This window comes from Mesorhizobium sp. BR1-1-13 (assembly GCF_020165515.1).
GTDB lineage: Bacteria > Pseudomonadota > Alphaproteobacteria > Rhizobiales > Rhizobiaceae > Mesorhizobium.
This window is the reverse complement of record NZ_JAIUIH010000001.1, coordinates 617,109-634,670: the sequence shown is the minus strand read 5'-3', so window position 1 is coordinate 634,670 and position 17,562 is coordinate 617,109. Positions and strand designations below refer to the sequence as shown.

At 64.7% G+C, this 17,562-nt stretch carries 15 protein-coding genes; 8 read left to right on the top strand and 7 right to left on the bottom strand.

The window, feature by feature from the left end:
* Together LB533_RS03180 and msrA are read left to right on the top strand one after the other, a co-directional pair.
* Complete coding sequence (locus tag LB533_RS03180; RefSeq protein WP_224676620.1) at positions 1-279, top strand: hypothetical protein; 279 nt, start codon at positions 1-3, stop codon at positions 277-279.
* Between the two features lie 132 nt (positions 280-411).
* Positions 412-1,137: a peptide-methionine (S)-S-oxide reductase MsrA gene (msrA, locus tag LB533_RS03175; protein WP_224676619.1), complete on the top strand. Its 726-nt coding sequence runs from the start codon at positions 412-414 to the stop codon at positions 1,135-1,137.
* A gap of 93 nt (positions 1,138-1,230) precedes the next feature.
* Here msrA and LB533_RS03170 read toward each other — a convergent pair whose 3' ends face one another.
* The 3 genes from LB533_RS03170 to LB533_RS03160 form a co-directional block, all read right to left on the bottom strand.
* Complete coding sequence (locus LB533_RS03170) at positions 1,231-3,840, bottom strand: mechanosensitive ion channel family protein (protein ID WP_140639422.1); 2,610 nt, start codon at positions 3,838-3,840, stop codon at positions 1,231-1,233.
* A 134-nt stretch (positions 3,841-3,974) separates the two neighbouring features.
* On the bottom strand, positions 3,975-4,979 hold the full coding sequence (locus tag LB533_RS03165) for a cytochrome d ubiquinol oxidase subunit II (protein WP_140639423.1): 1,005 nt from the start codon (positions 4,977-4,979) through the stop codon (positions 3,975-3,977).
* Positions 4,980-4,990: 11 nt separating this feature from the next.
* Positions 4,991-6,352 carry a cytochrome ubiquinol oxidase subunit I gene (locus LB533_RS03160; RefSeq protein WP_140639424.1) on the bottom strand — a complete coding sequence of 454 codons (1,362 nt, stop codon included), beginning with the start codon at positions 6,350-6,352 and terminating at the stop codon, positions 4,991-4,993.
* Positions 6,353-6,740: 388 nt separating this feature from the next.
* Here LB533_RS03160 and LB533_RS03155 point away from each other — a divergent pair, with 388 nt between their 5' ends.
* Complete coding sequence (locus LB533_RS03155) at positions 6,741-7,667, top strand: ABC transporter ATP-binding protein (protein ID WP_224676618.1); 927 nt, start codon at positions 6,741-6,743, stop codon at positions 7,665-7,667.
* On the top strand, positions 7,664-8,425 hold the full coding sequence (locus LB533_RS03150; protein WP_224676617.1) for an ABC transporter permease: 762 nt from the start codon (positions 7,664-7,666) through the stop codon (positions 8,423-8,425). The genes LB533_RS03155 and LB533_RS03150 overlap by 4 nt, the downstream gene beginning before the upstream one ends.
* 103 nt (positions 8,426-8,528) lie before the next feature.
* On the opposite strand, the gene LB533_RS03145 is transcribed toward LB533_RS03150, so the two are convergent.
* Entirely contained in the window at positions 8,529-9,566 is a 1,038-nt protein-coding gene (locus LB533_RS03145) for a phosphatidylglycerol lysyltransferase domain-containing protein (protein WP_224676616.1), read from the bottom strand.
* 330 nt (positions 9,567-9,896) lie between these two features.
* Between LB533_RS03145 and LB533_RS03140 the strand changes: the two genes are divergently transcribed.
* Positions 9,897-11,078, top strand: a complete 1,182-nt coding sequence (locus LB533_RS03140; RefSeq protein ID WP_224676615.1) for a flavin-containing monooxygenase — start codon at positions 9,897-9,899, stop codon at positions 11,076-11,078.
* Positions 11,079-11,137: 59 nt separating this feature from the next.
* Here the strand turns inward: LB533_RS03140 and LB533_RS03135 are convergent, their stop codons facing one another.
* On the bottom strand, positions 11,138-13,141 hold the full coding sequence (locus tag LB533_RS03135; RefSeq protein WP_224676614.1) for a PhoX family protein: 2,004 nt from the start codon (positions 13,139-13,141) through the stop codon (positions 11,138-11,140).
* Between the two features lie 287 nt (positions 13,142-13,428).
* Here LB533_RS03135 and LB533_RS03130 point away from each other — a divergent pair, with 287 nt between their 5' ends.
* The gene (locus tag LB533_RS03130) at positions 13,429-13,917 is read left to right on the top strand and encodes a hypothetical protein (RefSeq protein ID WP_224676613.1); all 489 of its coding nucleotides are present in this window, start codon (positions 13,429-13,431) and stop codon (positions 13,915-13,917) included.
* Between the two features lie 163 nt (positions 13,918-14,080).
* On the opposite strand, the gene LB533_RS03125 is transcribed toward LB533_RS03130, so the two are convergent.
* Positions 14,081-14,737 carry a response regulator gene (locus LB533_RS03125; RefSeq protein WP_224676612.1) on the bottom strand — a complete coding sequence of 219 codons (657 nt, stop codon included), beginning with the start codon at positions 14,735-14,737 and terminating at the stop codon, positions 14,081-14,083.
* A complete protein-coding gene (locus LB533_RS03120; protein ID WP_224676611.1) occupies positions 14,734-16,125 on the bottom strand; it encodes a sensor histidine kinase in 1,392 nt (463 codons plus the stop codon). The genes LB533_RS03125 and LB533_RS03120 overlap by 4 nt, the downstream gene beginning before the upstream one ends.
* Positions 16,126-16,285: 160 nt before the next feature.
* Between LB533_RS03120 and LB533_RS03115 the strand changes: the two genes are divergently transcribed.
* Positions 16,286-16,624, top strand: a complete 339-nt coding sequence (locus tag LB533_RS03115) for a hypothetical protein (RefSeq protein ID WP_140493450.1) — start codon at positions 16,286-16,288, stop codon at positions 16,622-16,624.
* 31 nt (positions 16,625-16,655) lie between these two features.
* Entirely contained in the window at positions 16,656-17,357 is a 702-nt protein-coding gene (locus LB533_RS03110) for a phosphatase PAP2 family protein (RefSeq protein ID WP_224676610.1), read from the top strand.
* Positions 17,358-17,562: the final 205 nt, after the last annotated feature.

The following is a 17,562-nucleotide window of genomic DNA, read 5'->3' as shown; positions in this document are numbered from 1 at the left end:
ATGACCGTTCTTTTCCGCCTGACGCTGCCGGCACTTGCGCTCGCCTTGTGCTCGACGGCATTGCTGGCCGGCGGCATCGCCCGTGCCGACGAGGCCACCAACGCCATGAAACCCGCCGCCGACGCGATGAAGCCGGCAACCGATGCGATGAAGCCGGCCGACCCGATGGCCACCAATGCCATGAAGCCCGCCGCCAATGCGATGAAACCGGCGGACGCCATGAAGCCGGCGGCTGACGCGATGAAGCCGGCGACGGATGCGATGAAGCCTGCCAACTAGGTCAAGCCGCGGCGGAGCGTTACGCACCCGCTGGGGCCGCACGAGAATGTGAGCCTCCGCCGCAACTCGCGCATCGCACCGGCTCCGCTAATTCAATAGACTGAGCTCATGGAAGCCATCAGGAGTGCAACCATGACCGACATCAGGAACCGTTCGAGCGGCTTCGTCCGCGGCGCGCTCGCAGCTTTCGCGCTCGCCGTCGCGGGCGCCGCCTTCTGGCTGACGCCGGCCGTCTCGGCGGAAGACGCCGTGGTGATCCCGCCGCCGGCGCTGGATGAAAGGGCCGCGGGCGGCAGCGAGACGGCAATCTTCGCCGGCGGCTGCTTCTGGGGCGTGCAAGGCGTGTTCCAGCACGTCAAGGGCGTCACCAAGGCGGTCTCGGGCTATACCGGCGGCGCCAAGGACGACGCCGTCTACGAGACGGTCGGCACCGGCCGCACCGGCCATGCCGAATCCGTCGAGATCACCTACGATCCCTCCAAAGTCACCTATGGCCAGCTGTTGCAGGTGTATTTCTCGGTCGCCCACAATCCGACCCAGCTCAACTATCAGGGGCCGGACCAGGGCACGCAATACCGCTCGACGATCTTCGCCGAGAACGACGCGCAGAAGAAGATCGCGCAGAGCTATATCGCCCAGCTCGACCAGGCCAAGCTGTTTTCCAAGCCCATCGTCACCACGATCGAAACCGGCAAGACCTTCTACCCGGCCGAGGAGTACCACCAGGATTTCCTGACGCTCAACCCGACCTATCCCTACATCGTCTACAACGACCTGCCAAAGGTGGCGAATCTGAAGACGCTGTTCCCGAAGCTTTACAGCGACAAGCCGGTGCTTGTGCTGTCGGCCAGCAATTGAGGTTCAGAACTGGAGGCGCTGGCGGGAAGCGCCTCCTGCTGCCCTGCCGGCCAGAGGGGGCGCGAGGGATCGCGGCCCCTCCTGCGAAAAAGGTTACACCCTCTTCCGCCACGGCAGGCTCCAGCGCGCCTTCTCCAGCGAGGCCTTGGCTTCGACCCTGGCGGGGGCGGTCTGGGCTTCGCGGTATTGCACCGAGCCCTGCGGCGGATAGGGCAGGCTGTCGTTGAGCTCCAGCCTGTCGAGCTGGCTGAAATCGGGGAAAGGCAGTTTTTCCTCTTCACGCCAGGCGCTGACCCGCTTTTCCGCGGCGATGCGCTTTTCCTGGTCGAGCGGCAGGTCGGCGGCGCTGTATTCCAACTGCGCCGGGAAGGCGAACTGGGCGCCGGCCTCGTCCATCACCGCGATCATCGACAGCAATATGTCCTCGCGGATGGCGAGAAACTCCGAGGCATCCGCGGTCATGATGTAGGTGAAGACGTCGATGTCGAGCGAATAGGGGCCGAAGCCGACGAAGCGCACACGGCACGGGTCGTCGATGACGCGCGGATGCGCGATCAGGAGCTTGCGCAGCGCCGCCAGCGTGTAGCGCAACTGGTCGGGCGTCGTCTCGTAGCGCAATTGCAGCGTCGTGGCGAAGCGGGTGCGGTCGCGATGGGCGTAGTTCTCGATCTGCATGCCGGCGAAGTCCGAGTTCGGCACCGAGATCACCGTGCGGTCGACCGAGCGGATGCGGGTCGAGCGCATGCCGATATGCTCGATGGTGCCGGACTGGTTGCCGAACTTGCAGAAGTCGCCGACGCTGACCGGCCGGTCGGCATAGAGCGTCAGGCCGGAAAGGAAATTCTGCAGCGTCGGCTGCGCCGCCAGCGCCACCGCCAGGCCGCCAATGCCGAGGCCGGCCAGCACGCCCTGATAGGGGATCGCCAGCACCTCGGCCAGGAGCAGGAAGGCGACCACCAGGGCGGCGATGCGCGCCACGCCGGTCAGCAGCGAGATCAGCGTCTCGTGATAGCCGGGCACGTTGAAGGTGGCGCGGTAGCGTTCGGCGATCTTGCCGATCAGGTGCCAGACCACGGGAACCGCGCCGATCAGGATCAGGCTCCAGGCCGCCGCCTTGGCGGATGCCGCGATCACCTGCGGCAAGCCGAGCGGCCGCAGCGCAAACAGCAGGAACAGGCCCAGGAAGATCGAGCGCACCGCCCATTCGACGACGCGGAAGAAGCCGGCCCGCCCGGAACTGCCGCGGCGGGCGAAGAACACGATGACGGCGTTGGCAAGGAAACCGAAGGCGATGCCGGCAAGCACCGCAATGCCGAGCCCCAGCCATTGCCAGCGTTCGATCGGCCCGGCGCGGGTCAAAAGGGCAGGGCTGATCTCGCGGGCAAGGCCCCTCGTGGCGAAGAACGGATCGTTGCTGGCGAAGGCGGTGAATTCCGGCGCCACCGGCGCATCCTCGATATCGGCATAGAGCGTGCGGATGTTGGCCAGCGTTTCCGGCGTGAATTTCCACAGCTTGCCGCCTTTCTCGGTGCCCACCGGGGCGACGACGATGTTGCCGGCCGGGTGCTCGAAATACACATAGGGCGTGTTGCTTTGGGGATCGTCGGGAATTTCCTGCCAGTAGACGTAGCCGATGCGGTCGATGACTTTCTTGAGATAGCTCTCGAGCAGAACCGCCTCGTCGGACCGCACCGCCGGATTGTAACCGCGCATGTCGAGCGCCGTTTGCGTCGAACCGCCATTCTGGTCGGCGATGCCGCCGAGCAGCATCTTGAACGTGTCGCGCGGCGAGGCGAGCTTGGCCGGATCGTCGACCATGTCGGGGGCTTCGCCACGCGCCGCCTGGAACTCGGCGAGCTTGGCCTGCAGCACGGCGAGCTGCGGCCCGACGATGAACCATTCGCCGGCCTTGCGGCGGAAGGTGACGTCGAAGAAAACCTTGCTGCCATATTGCTGCAGCCTGGCTGTCACCTCGTCGCCGGGGATCGCATCATGCGGCAGGTTCCACAGGCGCAAGGTGGCGTTGTCGATCACCGAAAACAGGAGCTTGGTGTAATCGGGCATGTTGAGGCCGCCGCGGTCGGCCTCCGTGACGTCGACGAGGCCGGCCGCCAGCGCGGCAAGGCCCATGCCGCCGCCGGTGGCGCGCGGCACATTGTCGGCGCCGCTCTCGTTCATGGTCTGGAGGAATGAGCGCATCGTCGTCATAGGGCTGGTCTGGTCGACCTTGAGGGTCTCGGCGGCGTCGACGCGCACGCCCGTCCACCATTCGGCGGTGGCGGATTCGAAACGGCCCATGAAGCTCGCGCCGTCCGGCGCCATGACGAAGCTGAACTCGCCCTGGCGACTGCCCTCGAACCAGCGGCCGAACAGCTTTTCGCCTTCGGCCTTGGCTTCGATGCGGCCGCCATACAGGGGATAGACGCCCTTCACCTCGGCGCCGGCCTGCTCGAAGGTGATCTGGGCGCCGCCGCCGCGCCATTTGGTGTCCCAGACACCGGCCCAGTTGGCCGTCTGCTGGGCATGGGCGGGCTGAATGACAGGCAGCAGGCCGGCCAGAGCAAGCGCGGCGATCAGCGTGACCAGACGGATCAGGACCAGAGCAATTCCAGGAAAGCGGCGTAGCGATTTTCTCGGGAAAGCTGCGTAGCGCTGCCGCGCCTGCGGATCGTGTTCTATCGAGGCAACCGGGACACCGCGCATTGCATTGCCCTTCTTCTCGCACCATCAGGCCGCAGCATGTCGGGGAAGGTTATTCCGCGTGAAGATGAATATTGTCTTTCCGGCCGGCGACATGCGGCAGGCGGAGGCGAGGATTTCGCGCGTCGCTTGGGCCCTCAGTCGTAGGTCAGGTCCGTCGCCTTGCCGCCGAACACGCGGTAGGCATAGAAGGAATAGAAGATGATGATCGGCAGCACGACCACGGTGCCGGCCAGGATGATGGCAAGGCTTTCGGGTGCGGAAGCCGCCTGCCAGATGGTCAGCCTGTCGGGCACCACGAACGGATAGAACGACCAGGCGAGCCCGGCGAAGCCGAGCGCGAAGATGGCGGCCAGCGTCAGGAACGGCGTCAGCGAATGGCGGTCGTCGGGCCTGGGCAGATGAAAGGTCTGCCGCCACAGCCACAGGAACAGCAGCGCCGACAGGATCGGCAGCGGCGACAGATAGAGCATTTCGGGCAGCACGAACCATTTGGCGAAGATGCGCGGGCTGGCGAAGGGCGTGGCCAGCGACACGGCGGCCATGCCGAGCGCGGTCAGCACCAATGTGGTGCGCAGCCAGCGCACCGCCTTCTTCTGCAGGTCTCCTTCGGCCTTGTAGATGACCCAGGCAGCCCCCATTGCGGCGTAGGCCGCCGCCAGGCAGAACGCCACCAGCACGCCGAACGCCATGCCGCCCAGGCCGAAGTCGAGGCCAAGCACATAGACGCCCAGCATATAGCCTTGCGCCAGCGAGGCGATGAGCGAGCCGAGGAAGAAGATACGGTTCCAGCGGTGCTTGCGCTCGGTCGCCACCTTGGCGCGGAAGTCGAAGGCCACGCCGCGCAGGATGAGGCCGACCAGAAGCACGAACACCGGGATGTAGAGCGCGCTGAGGATGACGCCATGCGCCATCGGAAAAGCGACCAGCAGAAGGCCGACGGCCAGCACCAGCCAGGTCTCGTTGGCATCCCAGAACGGGCCTATTGCCGCGATCATGGTGTCCTGCTCGGCGTCCTCGGCCGACGCGAACAGGATGCCGATGCCGAGATCGAAACCGTCGAGAATGACGTAGATCAGGATGGCGAGGCCCATCAGGCCGGCGAAGATGAGGGGGAGCAGGGTCGGCCAGTCATAGGTCATTTCACTGTCTCCTACTCGCCAGCCGCCGGCTGCGACATCGGCCTGTTGAGCACGCCCGGCAGCGGCGATGTGTCGCCGTCCTTGGCCGCCTTCAGCGCCAGATGGACCAGCACGCCGAGATAGGCGATCAGCAACAGCACGTAGAGAACGAGATAGACGGCCAGCGTCAGCGCCACATGGCTGCCGGCCACCGGGCCGACGGCGTCGGCGGTCCTCAGCACGCCCGTCACCAGCCAGGGCTGGCGGCCGATCTCCGTCGTATACCAGCCGGCGAGCGTCGCCACCCAACCGGAGATGGTCATCGGCACCATGAGCAGCGCCAGCGGCCTCGGCAAGCTATGACGGCGCTTGAGGAAGAAGGCGGCCGACCAGGAGACGGCGAGCATCAACAGGCCGGTGCCGACCATGACGCGAAAACCCCAGAACACCGGGAAGACGGGCGGATGGTTGCCGGGATAGTCGTTGAGCCCCGGCACCACGCCGCCGGCGCTGTGCCGCAGGATCCAGCTCGCCCCGTCGGGAATGGTCACCTCGAACCTGTTTTCCCTGGCCGCTTCATCCGGAATGGCAAACAGCACCAGCGGCACATTGGGGCCGGTGTTCCAGTTGGCCTCCATGGCGGCGATCTTCTGCGGCTGGTGCTCGAGCGTGTTCAGGCCGTGCTGGTCGCCGGCAAGGATCTGGATGGGGATGAGGATGGCGGCTGTGAAGACGCCGGTGCGCAGCGCCTTCCACATCGATTCCGAGCGGTCGCCCTTGAGGTAGCGCAGCGCCGACAGGCCGGCGATGAGGAACGATACCGTAAGCCCGGAGGCGAGCAGCATATGGACGAGACGGTAGGGCATGGAGGGGTTGAAGAGGATCGCCCACCAGTCGACGGCATGGGCGACGCCGTCGCGCATCTCGAAGCCGACCGGCGTCTGCATCCACGAGTTCAGCGCGATGATCCAGAAGGCCGACACGGTGGTGCCGCCGGCGACCAGCACGGTCGCCAGCGTGTGGATGCGGTTGGAAACGCGGCGGAAGCCGAACAGCATGATGCCGAGGAAGGCCGCCTCGAGGAAAAAGGCGGTGAGGATTTCGTAGGCCAGCAGCGGCCCGGCGATGTTGCCGACGGTTTCCATGTAGCCCGGCCAGTTGGTGCCGAACTGGAAGCTCATGGTGACGCCGGAAACCACGCCCATGGCGAAGGACAGCGCGAACACCTTCACCCAGGTGAAATAGGCGCGCATCCAGGCCGAATCATTGGTCGCGTTGTAGCGGAGCTTGAAGAAAAGCAGCACCCAGCCGAGTGCGATGGTGATGGCTGGAAACAGAATATGAAACGAAATATTCGCACCGAACTGGATGCGCGAAAGGATGAGCGGGTCCATGGCGGGCTCCGGCTGCTTCTAATAAGCGGAGAATAGGCTTGTAGGGCCGGCCGGTCAAAGCGGCGTCCCGCCGCGAGGCGGAACGCCGCAGCGCCGAGCCAAGATGACGCAGAACCGGGCCGGCCGCGCTTCGCGAGCAGTCCAATCCCCCCAGCCCCATCCCCCATTGGCGGACGTCGAACAGGCATGGGCCCGGGACGACAGCACCCGGCGCACCGTGTTTACCTTGGAGGGGCGGCACGCGCGATCTCGGCCTGTCTCTTCATCCGCGGGAATGGCCTGTCTGCAACGACTGTCGAGAACTGTCAGCAACTTCATTGACTTCCGGTTGCATGGGGCGACATTCGGCCTATATCTGGGATCCTCTTTCAAGTAGCCGTTTTCAGCCATGCAGCCTGTCATCTCCATTTCCGGGGTCACCAAGACCTACGCCACCGGCTTCAAGGCGCTGAAGGAAATCAATCTCGACATCGAGCGCGGCGAGATTTTCGCGCTGCTTGGCCCCAACGGCGCCGGCAAGACGACGCTGATCTCGATCGTCTGCGGCATCGTCAACCGTTCGTCTGGCAGCGTCACGGTGGACGGCCACGACATTACCAAAGACTATCGCGCCGCGCGCGGCCTGATCGGGCTGGTGCCGCAGGAACTGACCATCGACGCCTTCGAGAGCGTCTGGGCGACGGTCAACTACAGCCGCGGCCTGTTCGGCAAGCCGGCGAACCATGCCTTTGTCGAGAAGGTGCTGCGGGATCTCTCGCTGTGGGAAAAGAAGGACGCCAAGGCGATCACGCTCTCGGGCGGCATGAAGCGGCGGCTGATGATCGCCAAGGCGCTGTCGCACGAACCGCGCGTGCTGTTCCTCGACGAGCCGACGGCGGGCGTCGACGTCGAACTGCGCCAGGACATGTGGGCGATGGTGCGGCGGCTGCGCGAGGACGGCGTCACCATCATCCTCACCACCCACTATATCGAGGAAGCCGAGGCGATGGCCGACCGCGTCGGCGTCATCAACCGCGGCGAGATCATCCTGGTCGAGGGCAAGGCCGAACTGATGCGCAAGCTCGGCCGCAAGCGCCTGGTGATGGAACTGCGCAGCCCGCTCGGCGCCATTCCGGATGCCGTCTCGCACTACGCCCTGGAACTGTCGCCGGATGGCGGGCAGATCACCTACACCTATGACAACCAGAGCGACCGGCCGGGCGTGGCATCGCTGATCCGCGATCTCGAGGCCGCCGGCATCCAGTTCCGCGACCTCGACACGCAGAACAGCTCGCTGGAGGAGATCTTCGTCAATCTTCTGAGGCAAGAGCCATGAACCTGCGCGCGGTATGGGCGATCTACCGAGTGGAGATGGCGCGCGCGCTGCGCACCGTTTTGCAGAGCATCGTCTCGCCCGTGCTGTCGACGTCGCTCTATTTCGTCGTCTTCGGCTCGGCCATCGGTTCGCGCATCACCGAGATCGACGGCATCAGCTACGGCGCCTTCATCGTGCCCGGGCTGATCATGCTGTCGCTTTTGACGCAGTCGATCTCCAACGCCTCCTTCGCCATCTACTTCCCGAAATTCGTCGGCTCGATCTACGAGCTGTTGTCGGCCCCGGTCTCCTATCTCGAGATCGTCCTCGCCTATGTCGGGGGCGCCGCCACCAAGTCGATCATCCTCGGCCTGATCATCCTGGCGACGGCCTCGCTGTTCGTGCCGCTCTCCATCCAGCATCCGTTCTGGATGCTGGCCTTCCTGGTGCTTACGGCGGTGACCTTCAGCCTGTTCGGCTTCATCATCGGCATCTGGGCCAGGAGCTTTGAGCAGTTGCAACTGGTGCCGCTGCTGATCATCACGCCGCTGACCTTCCTCGGCGGCAGCTTCTATTCCATCAACATGCTGCCGGGCGCCTGGCGCACGGTGACGCTGTTCAATCCGGTCGTCTACCTGATCAGCGGCTTCCGCTGGAGCTTTTTCGGAACATCGGACGTTTCGGTCGGCATCAGCCTCGGCATGACCGTGGTTTTTCTGCTGATCTGCGTGGCGATCGTCGCCTGGATCTTCAGAACCGGCTATCGGCTGAGGAACTGACGGCCGAAGCCACGCCGGGCAAAGCGCGTAGCGCTTTCCCTTGGGAATTGCGTCAAAACAAAGAGTTAGAGCGGTTCTCCGTTTCCGTGAACGGTGAACTGCCCTAGATCGCCTTGACCAGCCGCAGCAGGCCCAGCATCTCCATGTAGGTCCCCTTGCGGAAGGCGACATAGACCGGCTCCTCGATGCCGTGGAACCGGCGCTTGAACGCCGCCTGGCCCTGCAGGTTGAAGCGGCGGCGGTTGACCCAGGGCGAATCATAGGCGCGCTGGAAGGCGTTGCGCCAGAAATCGCTTTCGGCAAATCCGCTGGGGCCGACGTCGACCAGCGGCGACAGCCCGAGCGTGACGACCGAAATGCCTTCCTCGCGAAAGCGGTCGACGGCGAATTTGGTCAGGCCGACCTCCGCATGCGGCGAGGCGTCGATGTGCTTGCGCTTGAAGGCCGTGGTGTAGCCGATGACCTTGCCGCCGCGAAACAGCGGATCGAAGTCGAGCAGGGCGACCAGTTCGCCATCGGGGCCGTGCAGCACGAAGCGGCGCATGTCGACGCCCACATGATCGGCGAAGTGCCGGTTGAGGAAGCCCATTTCCCAACGCTTGACGATACGGTCGCCGCGCCAGTTCGCCGAAAGCCGGGAGATCTCGTCGAGAAAGATCGTCCGCTTGTCCTCGGCGAACGAAAAGCCCTTCTTCAACAGCCAGCGCTCGGAATAGCGCACGGTTTCGTTGCGCTTGCCGGAAAAATCGTGTTCAGGCAGCGGCAGACGGGTGTCGATGCCCAGCCGGTTGACCTTGTAGCCGAGCCCGGCCAGCACCCGCGCCGACTGTTCTCCGATCTGCACGAACCAGGGGCTGCCGGCGGTCTCGACGAAGCGCCTGATGTAGTCGGCCCGATGGGCCGGATCGGCGACCGGGTCGCCGAGCGCGAAATGATGCTTCATCTTGGTGCCGAAGGCGATGTAACCGTCGGCGTCGCCGAAATAGGAGAGCCTGCCTTGCACGGCGGAGGAGTAGGCGAGCGAGAAGTCGCCATGGCGGCGCACCAGCGCCAGCCGTTCGGCGTGGGTGAACGCCTGGCGCTCGACCTTGGGCGAGGCACGCTCGAGGATTTTGTCGAGATAGATCCGCAAGGAGGGCATGGGTCGAGATTCCGCGTGCATCTGCGGCGCGCACCCGGGTACGCTATACGCCGTGGCGCCTTGATTTTGCACAGGAAGCCGAAAAAAGCATTTCGAGGACTTCGGATTCCTGTACCGGTAACAGAGATCCGCCAGCCCCCGGATCTCGAATCAATCACATTGCCGCGACCTGATTATCGCCGATCTCGCGTATATGCCATATAGGACGCAACCGCGGTGCGGCGCATGGCCTCGAAATCCGGGGCCGATCTGCTGTATGGATCATGCGCGGGAGGGCGTCCGCCGGTGTCGGCGGAAGCGCCACAAGGGTGGAATGGGGTTCGTGATCGAATGGCAGATACGACAATCAGACCGGCAGCGCACCAGACGGTAACCATCGAACCGGCGATCGTCATCGGGGCCGGCGCCGCCGGTCTTGCGGCAGCGCAGGCGCTGATCAAGGCCGGCGTGGCGACGGTGGTCCTGGAAAAGGAGAGCCGGTTGGCCGAGCCATGGCACCGGCGCCACCAGCAGCTGCGCCTCAACACGCACCGCGACCTTTCGGCACTTCCCGGCCTTGCCTATCCGAAGGGCACGCTCGCCTTCCCCCACAGAACCGCCGTCATCCGCTATCTCAACGATTTCAGCGAGGCGAACCGGCTGCCGGTGGAGCTCGGCGTCGCCGTCGAGGCGGTCCTGTTCAGGGGCGACCACTGGGCGATAGAGACCAGCGCCGGGATGCGCCTGGCGCGCCACGTCGTGATCGCCACCGGCCGCGACAGACAGCCCTTCATCCCCGAATGGAAAGGAATGCGGGACTTCGCCGGCCGCATCATCCATTCGGCGGATTTCGGCGACGCGAAGGACTATGCCGGCAAGAAGGTGCTGGTCGTCGGCGCCGGCAACTCGGGTATAGACGCGCTCAATCACCTGGCGCAGGCAAGCACCGCCTCGCTGTGGCTGTCGGCCCGCAACGGTCCGTCTGTCCTGCCCAAGCGCATCGGCAAGATTGCCGTGCACCGGCTGTCGCCGCTGATGGCGCGGTTGCCTTTGCGGGTCGCCGATGCGGTGATCGCCTTGACGCAGCGCCTGGTTTTCGGCGACCTGACGAAATTCGGCGTGCCGCCGGCACCGGTGGGCGGCGCCAGCCGCCTGACCACCGACTACACAGCGATCGCTGCCGACGAGGGCGCGATCGACGCCATCCGCTCGGGCAGGATCACCGTCGTGCCGGGGGTGCGGGAATTCACCCGCGACGGCGTCATCCTGGCCAATGGCAGCCTGATCGATCCCGACATCGTCATTGCCGCGACGGGCTACCGCACCGGGCTTGAGCAGATGGTCGGCGATCTCGGCGTGCTCGACGGCAAGGGCGTTCCGCTCTTCAACGGCGGCGATGCCGATCCGAAACTGCCTGGCCTCTGGTTCACCGGCATGCGGCCGAGCATCCGCGGCTGCTTCGCCAATGCCGCCATCCAGGCCAAGGCGATCGCCGAGCGGATTGCCCGGCGGATCGCCAATTCCGGGCCCTGAACCGGGCTGGAGGTTCGTTTTACGCGTCGGACGGAACCCCACTTTCCTGGAATTGCCCTCTAAATCGCGATCTTGCCGCCGCCTTGCCTGGTAATGGCGACGACCGCCGGCCGCACCGGCATGTCCGGCTTGAAATCGGGCCAGCGCGTCGACGGATCCTCATAATAGGACGGGCGGCCGAACGCCTCCCAATCCTCGCCGCCGTCGCCAGGATGCTGGACGGCGACGAAGGCGGTCTGATCGTCGGGCGCAAACAGCGGCCCGCACATTTCAGCGCCGATCGGCACGCGGAAAAACAGTTTTGACGTCGCGCGCGCCGGCCCTTCGGTGTCGACCGCCCACAGGCCGTCGGTGCGGCCGGTGGCCTTCGGCCCCTGGCCGTCGGTGGCGACCCACAGGCGCCCGGCCGAATCGACCGCGCAATTGTCGGGCATGCCGAACCAGCCGTTGGCCGTTGTGGCGGTGGAGAAGGTGGCGCCGACATCGGCAACCGCCGGATCGCCGCATTTCAGGAGCACTTCCCATTTGCCCCTGGTGCCGGCGAAATCGCCGCCATCCTCCGATATCTCGATGATGTGGCCGAAGGCGTTGTCGGCGCGCGGGTTGGCGGCGTCGACCTGGTCGGCCTTGCGTTTGGAATTGTTGGTCAACATGACATAGACCTTGCCGTTGACAGCATTGGGCTGGATGTCCTCGGGACGGTCCATCTTGGTGGCGCCGAGCAGGTCGGCGGCACGCCGCGTCTCGATCAGCACGTCGGCCTGGCCGGCAAAGCCGTTCTCGGCCGTCAGCGGGCCGTTGCCGAAGACGATCGGCAGCCATTCCACTGTACCGTCGGCGGCGAACTTGGCGACATGCAGCGTGCCGTCGTCGAGCAGGTTCAGGTTGGCGGCGCGGTCGTCCGGATTGAAACGGCCTGATGTGACGAATTTATAGACATAGTCGAAGCGCTCGTCGTCGCCGAGATAGAAGACGACGCGCCCATCCTTGGCGACGATCGATTCGGCGCCTTCATGCTTGAAGCGGCCCATTGCAGTGCGCTTCCTCGGCGTGGATGCCGGATCGTTGACGTCGACCTCGACGATCCAGCCGAAACGGTTGGGCTCGTTCGGCTCCTTGGCGAGGTCGAAGCGGTCGTAATGCGCGCCCCATTCATAGGCCCCTTCCGGAATGCCGAGGCGCTTGTAGTTGGCGGCTTCCTTATGGCCTTCCGGCAGTTCACCGGAGAAATAGCCGTGGATGTTCTCCTCGGCCATGACATAGGTGCCCCAGGGCGTGACGCCGCCGGCGCAGTTGTTGAATGTGCCGATGACCTTGGTGCCGGATGGGTCGGCATTGGTCTTGACGCGGTCATGACCGGCGACCGGGCCCGACAGCGCCATTTCGGTGTTGGAGGTGATGCGGCGGTTCAACTTGCCGTCGCGCACCACCTGCCACTTGCCGCCTTCCTTGCGGATCTCGACGATGGTGCCGCCATGTGCCGCCATCTCGACGTCGACCTGCTCCTTCGAGAGCGGTGCGAGTTCGGCCGCTTTCTTGCCGTCCTTCTCGACGATCTTGACGATGCCCGGGAACATCAGATGCGGATTGGTGTATTCGTGGTTGACGACCAGCAGGCCGTGCTCGGCGGAGCCATCGATCCCGATATAGCCGACATAGTCATTGTTGTAGCCGAATTGTCTTGCCTGGGCCTCAGCCGACTGCCTGGCCGGGTCGAACTCCGGCGAATCGGCAAACAGCGGATCGCCCCAGCGCAACAGCACGTCGGCGTCGTAGCCCGGCGCGACATGGTGCTTGTCGTCGATACCGGCTTCGAGTTCGTCGAACGAGAAAGCCGAACCCTCGGCGGCACGCGCATCGTCGGCGGCCACGAGCGCCAGCGGGCTGACGGTGGCGGCGATGGCCGAGACGGCCAGCGAACCCTTGAGGAAGGCGCGGCGGGAGAACCGTTCGGCGATGATTTCGCCCATGGTGCTGTTGTCGGTGGGGTTGGTCGCCGGACCGTCGTTTTCCTCAAGCAGGCTGGTGCGGAATCTGGCGTCGGGCGAGCGATGGTCGGTCATGGGTCTGCCTCTGGCTTCCTGGATGGCTGGAGCGTGTCACGCCTTTCGACCCCTTATAGACGATCGGTCACACTTTCGTGACATTCGTGCACCCGCCAGCTTGACCGCAAACCTCGCGCCATATCCGGTTTGAAACTCGGACTAAGGTCCTAAACCGATCGGGTCGAAGGTCTGGATTGCCGCGGCATCGGTCGTGGGCCACTTACACGAACACGCCATGTCGCCGATGGTCGCGTACCTGCACGAGATGGCCTCTGAATTTGCCGGTCCAATCAAGTGAGGGACTGATGCGCAGCTCGATCATGGCTCATTGTTGCTGGCTGGCCCTGAGAGCAGTGCCGGCACTGGCGCTGACCATAGCCCCCTATCACCTCGATTTTCACGGTTCCGCCGCAGGCATTGTCGTGTCCAGCGCCCAGGCCAAGAACGGCAATGGCGGCGGCAATGGCGGCAATGGCGGCAATGGCGGCAATGGAAATAACGGCGGCGGCAACAATGGCAACGCCGGAGGCAACAATGGCAACGCTGGCGGCAACGGGAACAATGGCGGCGGCAACAGTGGCAAGGGGAAGGGCGCCAGCAGCTCCGGCAAGCATGTGAACGCAACAACCGGCGATCGTGTCGAAATAGACGACAACAAGATCGTGGTGCAGCACCCTAACGGCTTCGGCGAAGAGATCGAGAAGGGTCGCTTCAAAATGACCGACGCTCTGGGCCGCACGATCGTCGAGCGCCCTGCGACGGCGGCGGATATAAGCCGCCTCAAGGGGTTGTAGAGCGGGCAATTGGCATCGCCCGCTCTACGTGTCACCTCCGCCGCCCCCCGGCGGAGGTGACCTTCTCGCTCCGGCCCCGTGTAGGGGCCGTCTTTTTTTGCCCTGGAGCGTTCCGCTGCACCGCGCTTATCCCGAACTGGGGATCCCTTGCGGGCGACCAGGATTAGCTGCCGGCCCGATCCCGCGCTTCGCGCATCAGCAGCGCCGCCTCGGTGCGATTGCGGACGTTGAGCTTGGACAGCACACCGGTCATGTGATGCTTGACCGTTTTTTCTTGCAGTGCCAGCCGCAGCGCCACTTCCTTGTTGCTAAGCCCCTCCGCCACCAGCTGCAGGATCTCGGCCTCGCGTCCGGTGAGCTGACGCAGGCGGTCCGTCCTGCCGTTGGCCGGCTGCAGCGATTGCAGGTCCGAAAGCAGGCGGGCCGACAGGGTCGGCGACACATAGGTCTCGCCGGCCGCGACACCATGCAGGATTTCGGCCAGCATGCGCGAGCCGACCCCCTTCAGCACATAGCCGCGCACACCGGCGTTCAGCGCCCGCGCCACGTCGGCATTGGCCTCCGAGACCGTCAGCATGACGATCTTCTGTCCGGGATTGGCACCCAGTATGCCGGCCACCGACGCAAGACCGTCACCCGGCATGCTGATGTCGAGCAGCAGTATGTCGGGCTGCAAAGTCGAGGCGATGCGTTCGGCATCCTGCGCCGTGGCGCCCTGGGCCACCATGTCGAAGCCGCCGATCTCCGACAGGCTGCGGGTAACGCCTTCGCGAAACAGCGGATGGTCGTCGACAATGGCGACACGGATGGTACCGATCATGGTTGATCCTCGACAGCTAGCGTAATCATCAATCGTGTTCCCTGCGGCCCGGTCGTGGTCTCGAACTGGCCACCAATGCTTTCGATACGCTCCCTAATGCCGGCGAGCCCCAGGCCTTCTGCCCGCCTCGGGTCGAATCCGGGCCCGCCATCCGATACTTCAACGAAGAACTTGCCGCCTGTCATCCCGGCCTTCACCTCCTGATCCTTGCCCTGCCCATGACGGTAGGCGTTGTTCAGCCCCTCCTGGACGAAGCGATAGATGCTGATCTTCTCCGAAGCGCCCAGTTCGGGCAACTGCCTGGATAAGGTCAGCGCCACGGAACTGCGGGTCCTGCGTTGATGCTCGTCGACGGCAAGACGCAGAATGTCGCCGGCCGCGGCCGTTTCTATCTGCGGCAGGACGAGGCCGTTGCAGATGCCGCGGATTTCACGCATCGCGTCGTCCAGCGCCATGCGGATCATGGCAATCTCGGCGTTGCGGCTGTCGCTGGAGGCACCCTCGCCGGAAATGGCGGGGCTATCCACACGCAGCGCCGCCAGCGCGACGAGCTGAGCCGGCCCGTCATGAAGGTCGGCGCCGATGCGACGCAAGTATCGTTCATTGAGCGCCGTGGCACGGCGCGACGCCTGCTGGACGCGCAGGCGCAGCGCCCGGTTTTGCGAGACCAGCGCCTGCAGCTCGGAAACCTGGCCCTGCAGAACGCCGCGCTGCTTGTCGATGGTGCGGCTGCCACGTATGACGATCCCCGACAACAGCAGCAGCGCCGCCAGCGTGGCACCGGCCACGATCAGCCAGCTTGACAGCAAGGCGGAAGCCAGAGCCGCCTGGAAATCGTCGGCGATCTCGTAGAATTCGGTGACGGCGACCACCTCGCCCGACCAGGGTTCGCGGACTGGATTGTAGATTTCCAGCAGCGGCACGCCCGCGGCCCTCTCCTCCTTGTCGTCCTCGTCGCCTAGCTCGTTGAACTCGGCGACGACATTCCCGGCGAAGGTGGCACGCAGATTGGCGCTCGGGCCGAACTGCCGGCCGATCAAGGCCGTGTCCTTCGAATACAGCACCGTGCCGTCCCGACGCCACAACTTGAAGGAAAACAGCCGCTTGCCGAGCGCGCCTTGGCCGAGGGTCTCGTCAAGCGCCCGTTTGACGGTGTCATCGAGCTGATGGTTCGTGCGCAGATCGGGGAGCAGCGGAGCGATCACGCTGTCGACATAAAGGGCAGTCGTGGCCGCCGAATTGTGGAGCACGCTTTCGCGGATTTGCGCGGTGACCCAGAAGCCGACCACCAACATCACAGCAAGCAGCCCGAAGCCGCCGGCAATGATGAACTGCAGCGCCAGCGTAAGCCCGTTCCAGCGCCGCGACAAGGTTTCGAGAAATCGCACGACACGCTCCTCGCTCCCACCCGCAGGGGCAGGGTAGTGGCCGCGACTTTGGCGCTTCGGTCCTGCCGACACAAGAGCCTGGCCCCACGGCAGCTGCTTGACGTCCCGACGCGCTTGCGAAACAAGGCATGGACGACCGGCATCAATATCGAGGGGCGGGGTGAGTTTTTCGGGGTTACTTCAGCTCGGTCTTTCGACGGTGATCTTTCTGCTGGCGGCGGCGGCCGCCAAGCAATGGGGGATGGCGCCCAGCCTGGGCAAGATCGTGCTGACGCTTGCGCTCTATTCGCTGGGCAACCTGATCATGCTGCGGCTGATTCGCGAATTCGGCATGTCGGTGTCGTTCAGCCTGTCGGCCGTCATCCAGCTGGTATCGGTCAATCTGGTGGCGCTGATATTCTTCGGCGAGCGCATCAATACGCTGCAGGCGGCCGGCATCGTGCTGGCGATCGCCGCCGTGGCGCTGATCACGCTCGGGCCCTATGTGCAAGGGCGATGACCGGCACACCATGGTTGCGAAACGAGGTCCGATGAAGACTGCGGCAAAGGCTCTGCTGAGCCGGGTCGAATTCCCGGTGCTGCTGGCCGGCCTTGTGGTCGCCGCCGGCCTGTGGGGTTTCGTGGAGTTGATGGAGGTGGCACGGGCCACCACGCCGCACGCCTTCGACACTGAAATCATGCTTGCCTTCCGCCAGGCGGGCCAACCCGGTATCCCGATCGGCCCGCCATGGATGGAAGGGGCGATGCGCGACATCACCAGCCTCGGCAGCACCAGCGTGCTGGTGCTGATCACGGCGGCGACGATCATCTATCTGCTGTTGATCCACCGGCCCGGGACCGCGCTTCTCATCTTCGTCGCCGTGGCGGGCGGCCAGACGCTGTCGAACCTGCTGAAGCTCGGCGTCGACCGGCCGCGGCCCGAGCTCGTCTCGCATCTGGTCAACGAGACCTCGCTTTCCTTCCCAAGCGGCCACGCAATGCTGTCGGCGGTGACCTATCTCACATTGGGCTCGCTTGCGGCGCGCTTCCTGCATGGCCGGACGACGAAGATCTATGTCCTGGCGCTCGCCGTGCTGACGACGGTGCTTGTCGGCATCAGCCGCATCTATCTCGGCGTCCACTGGCCGTCGGACGTGCTGGCCGGCTGGTGCGCGGGCTTTGCCTGGGCCATGCTGTGCTGGTTGGCGGCAAGGGTCCTGCAGCGGCGCAGGGTGGTGCGTGACGATGCCTGACGACGCCCGACCTGGAAGCGGTCAGATCAGCCGGTTGATCAAGTGTCCGCAGCCCGTTAGCAGAAGGGCCACCGATACCAGCCATGCCGATGTCGTCAATGTCTTGAAATGGTCGACCGCGTTATCCCCTGCCCCACATGGAACACCTTAGCTCTCAATGTTCGGGAAGTATCCGAAAAATGCTCGACAGCGATGATGATCAAGG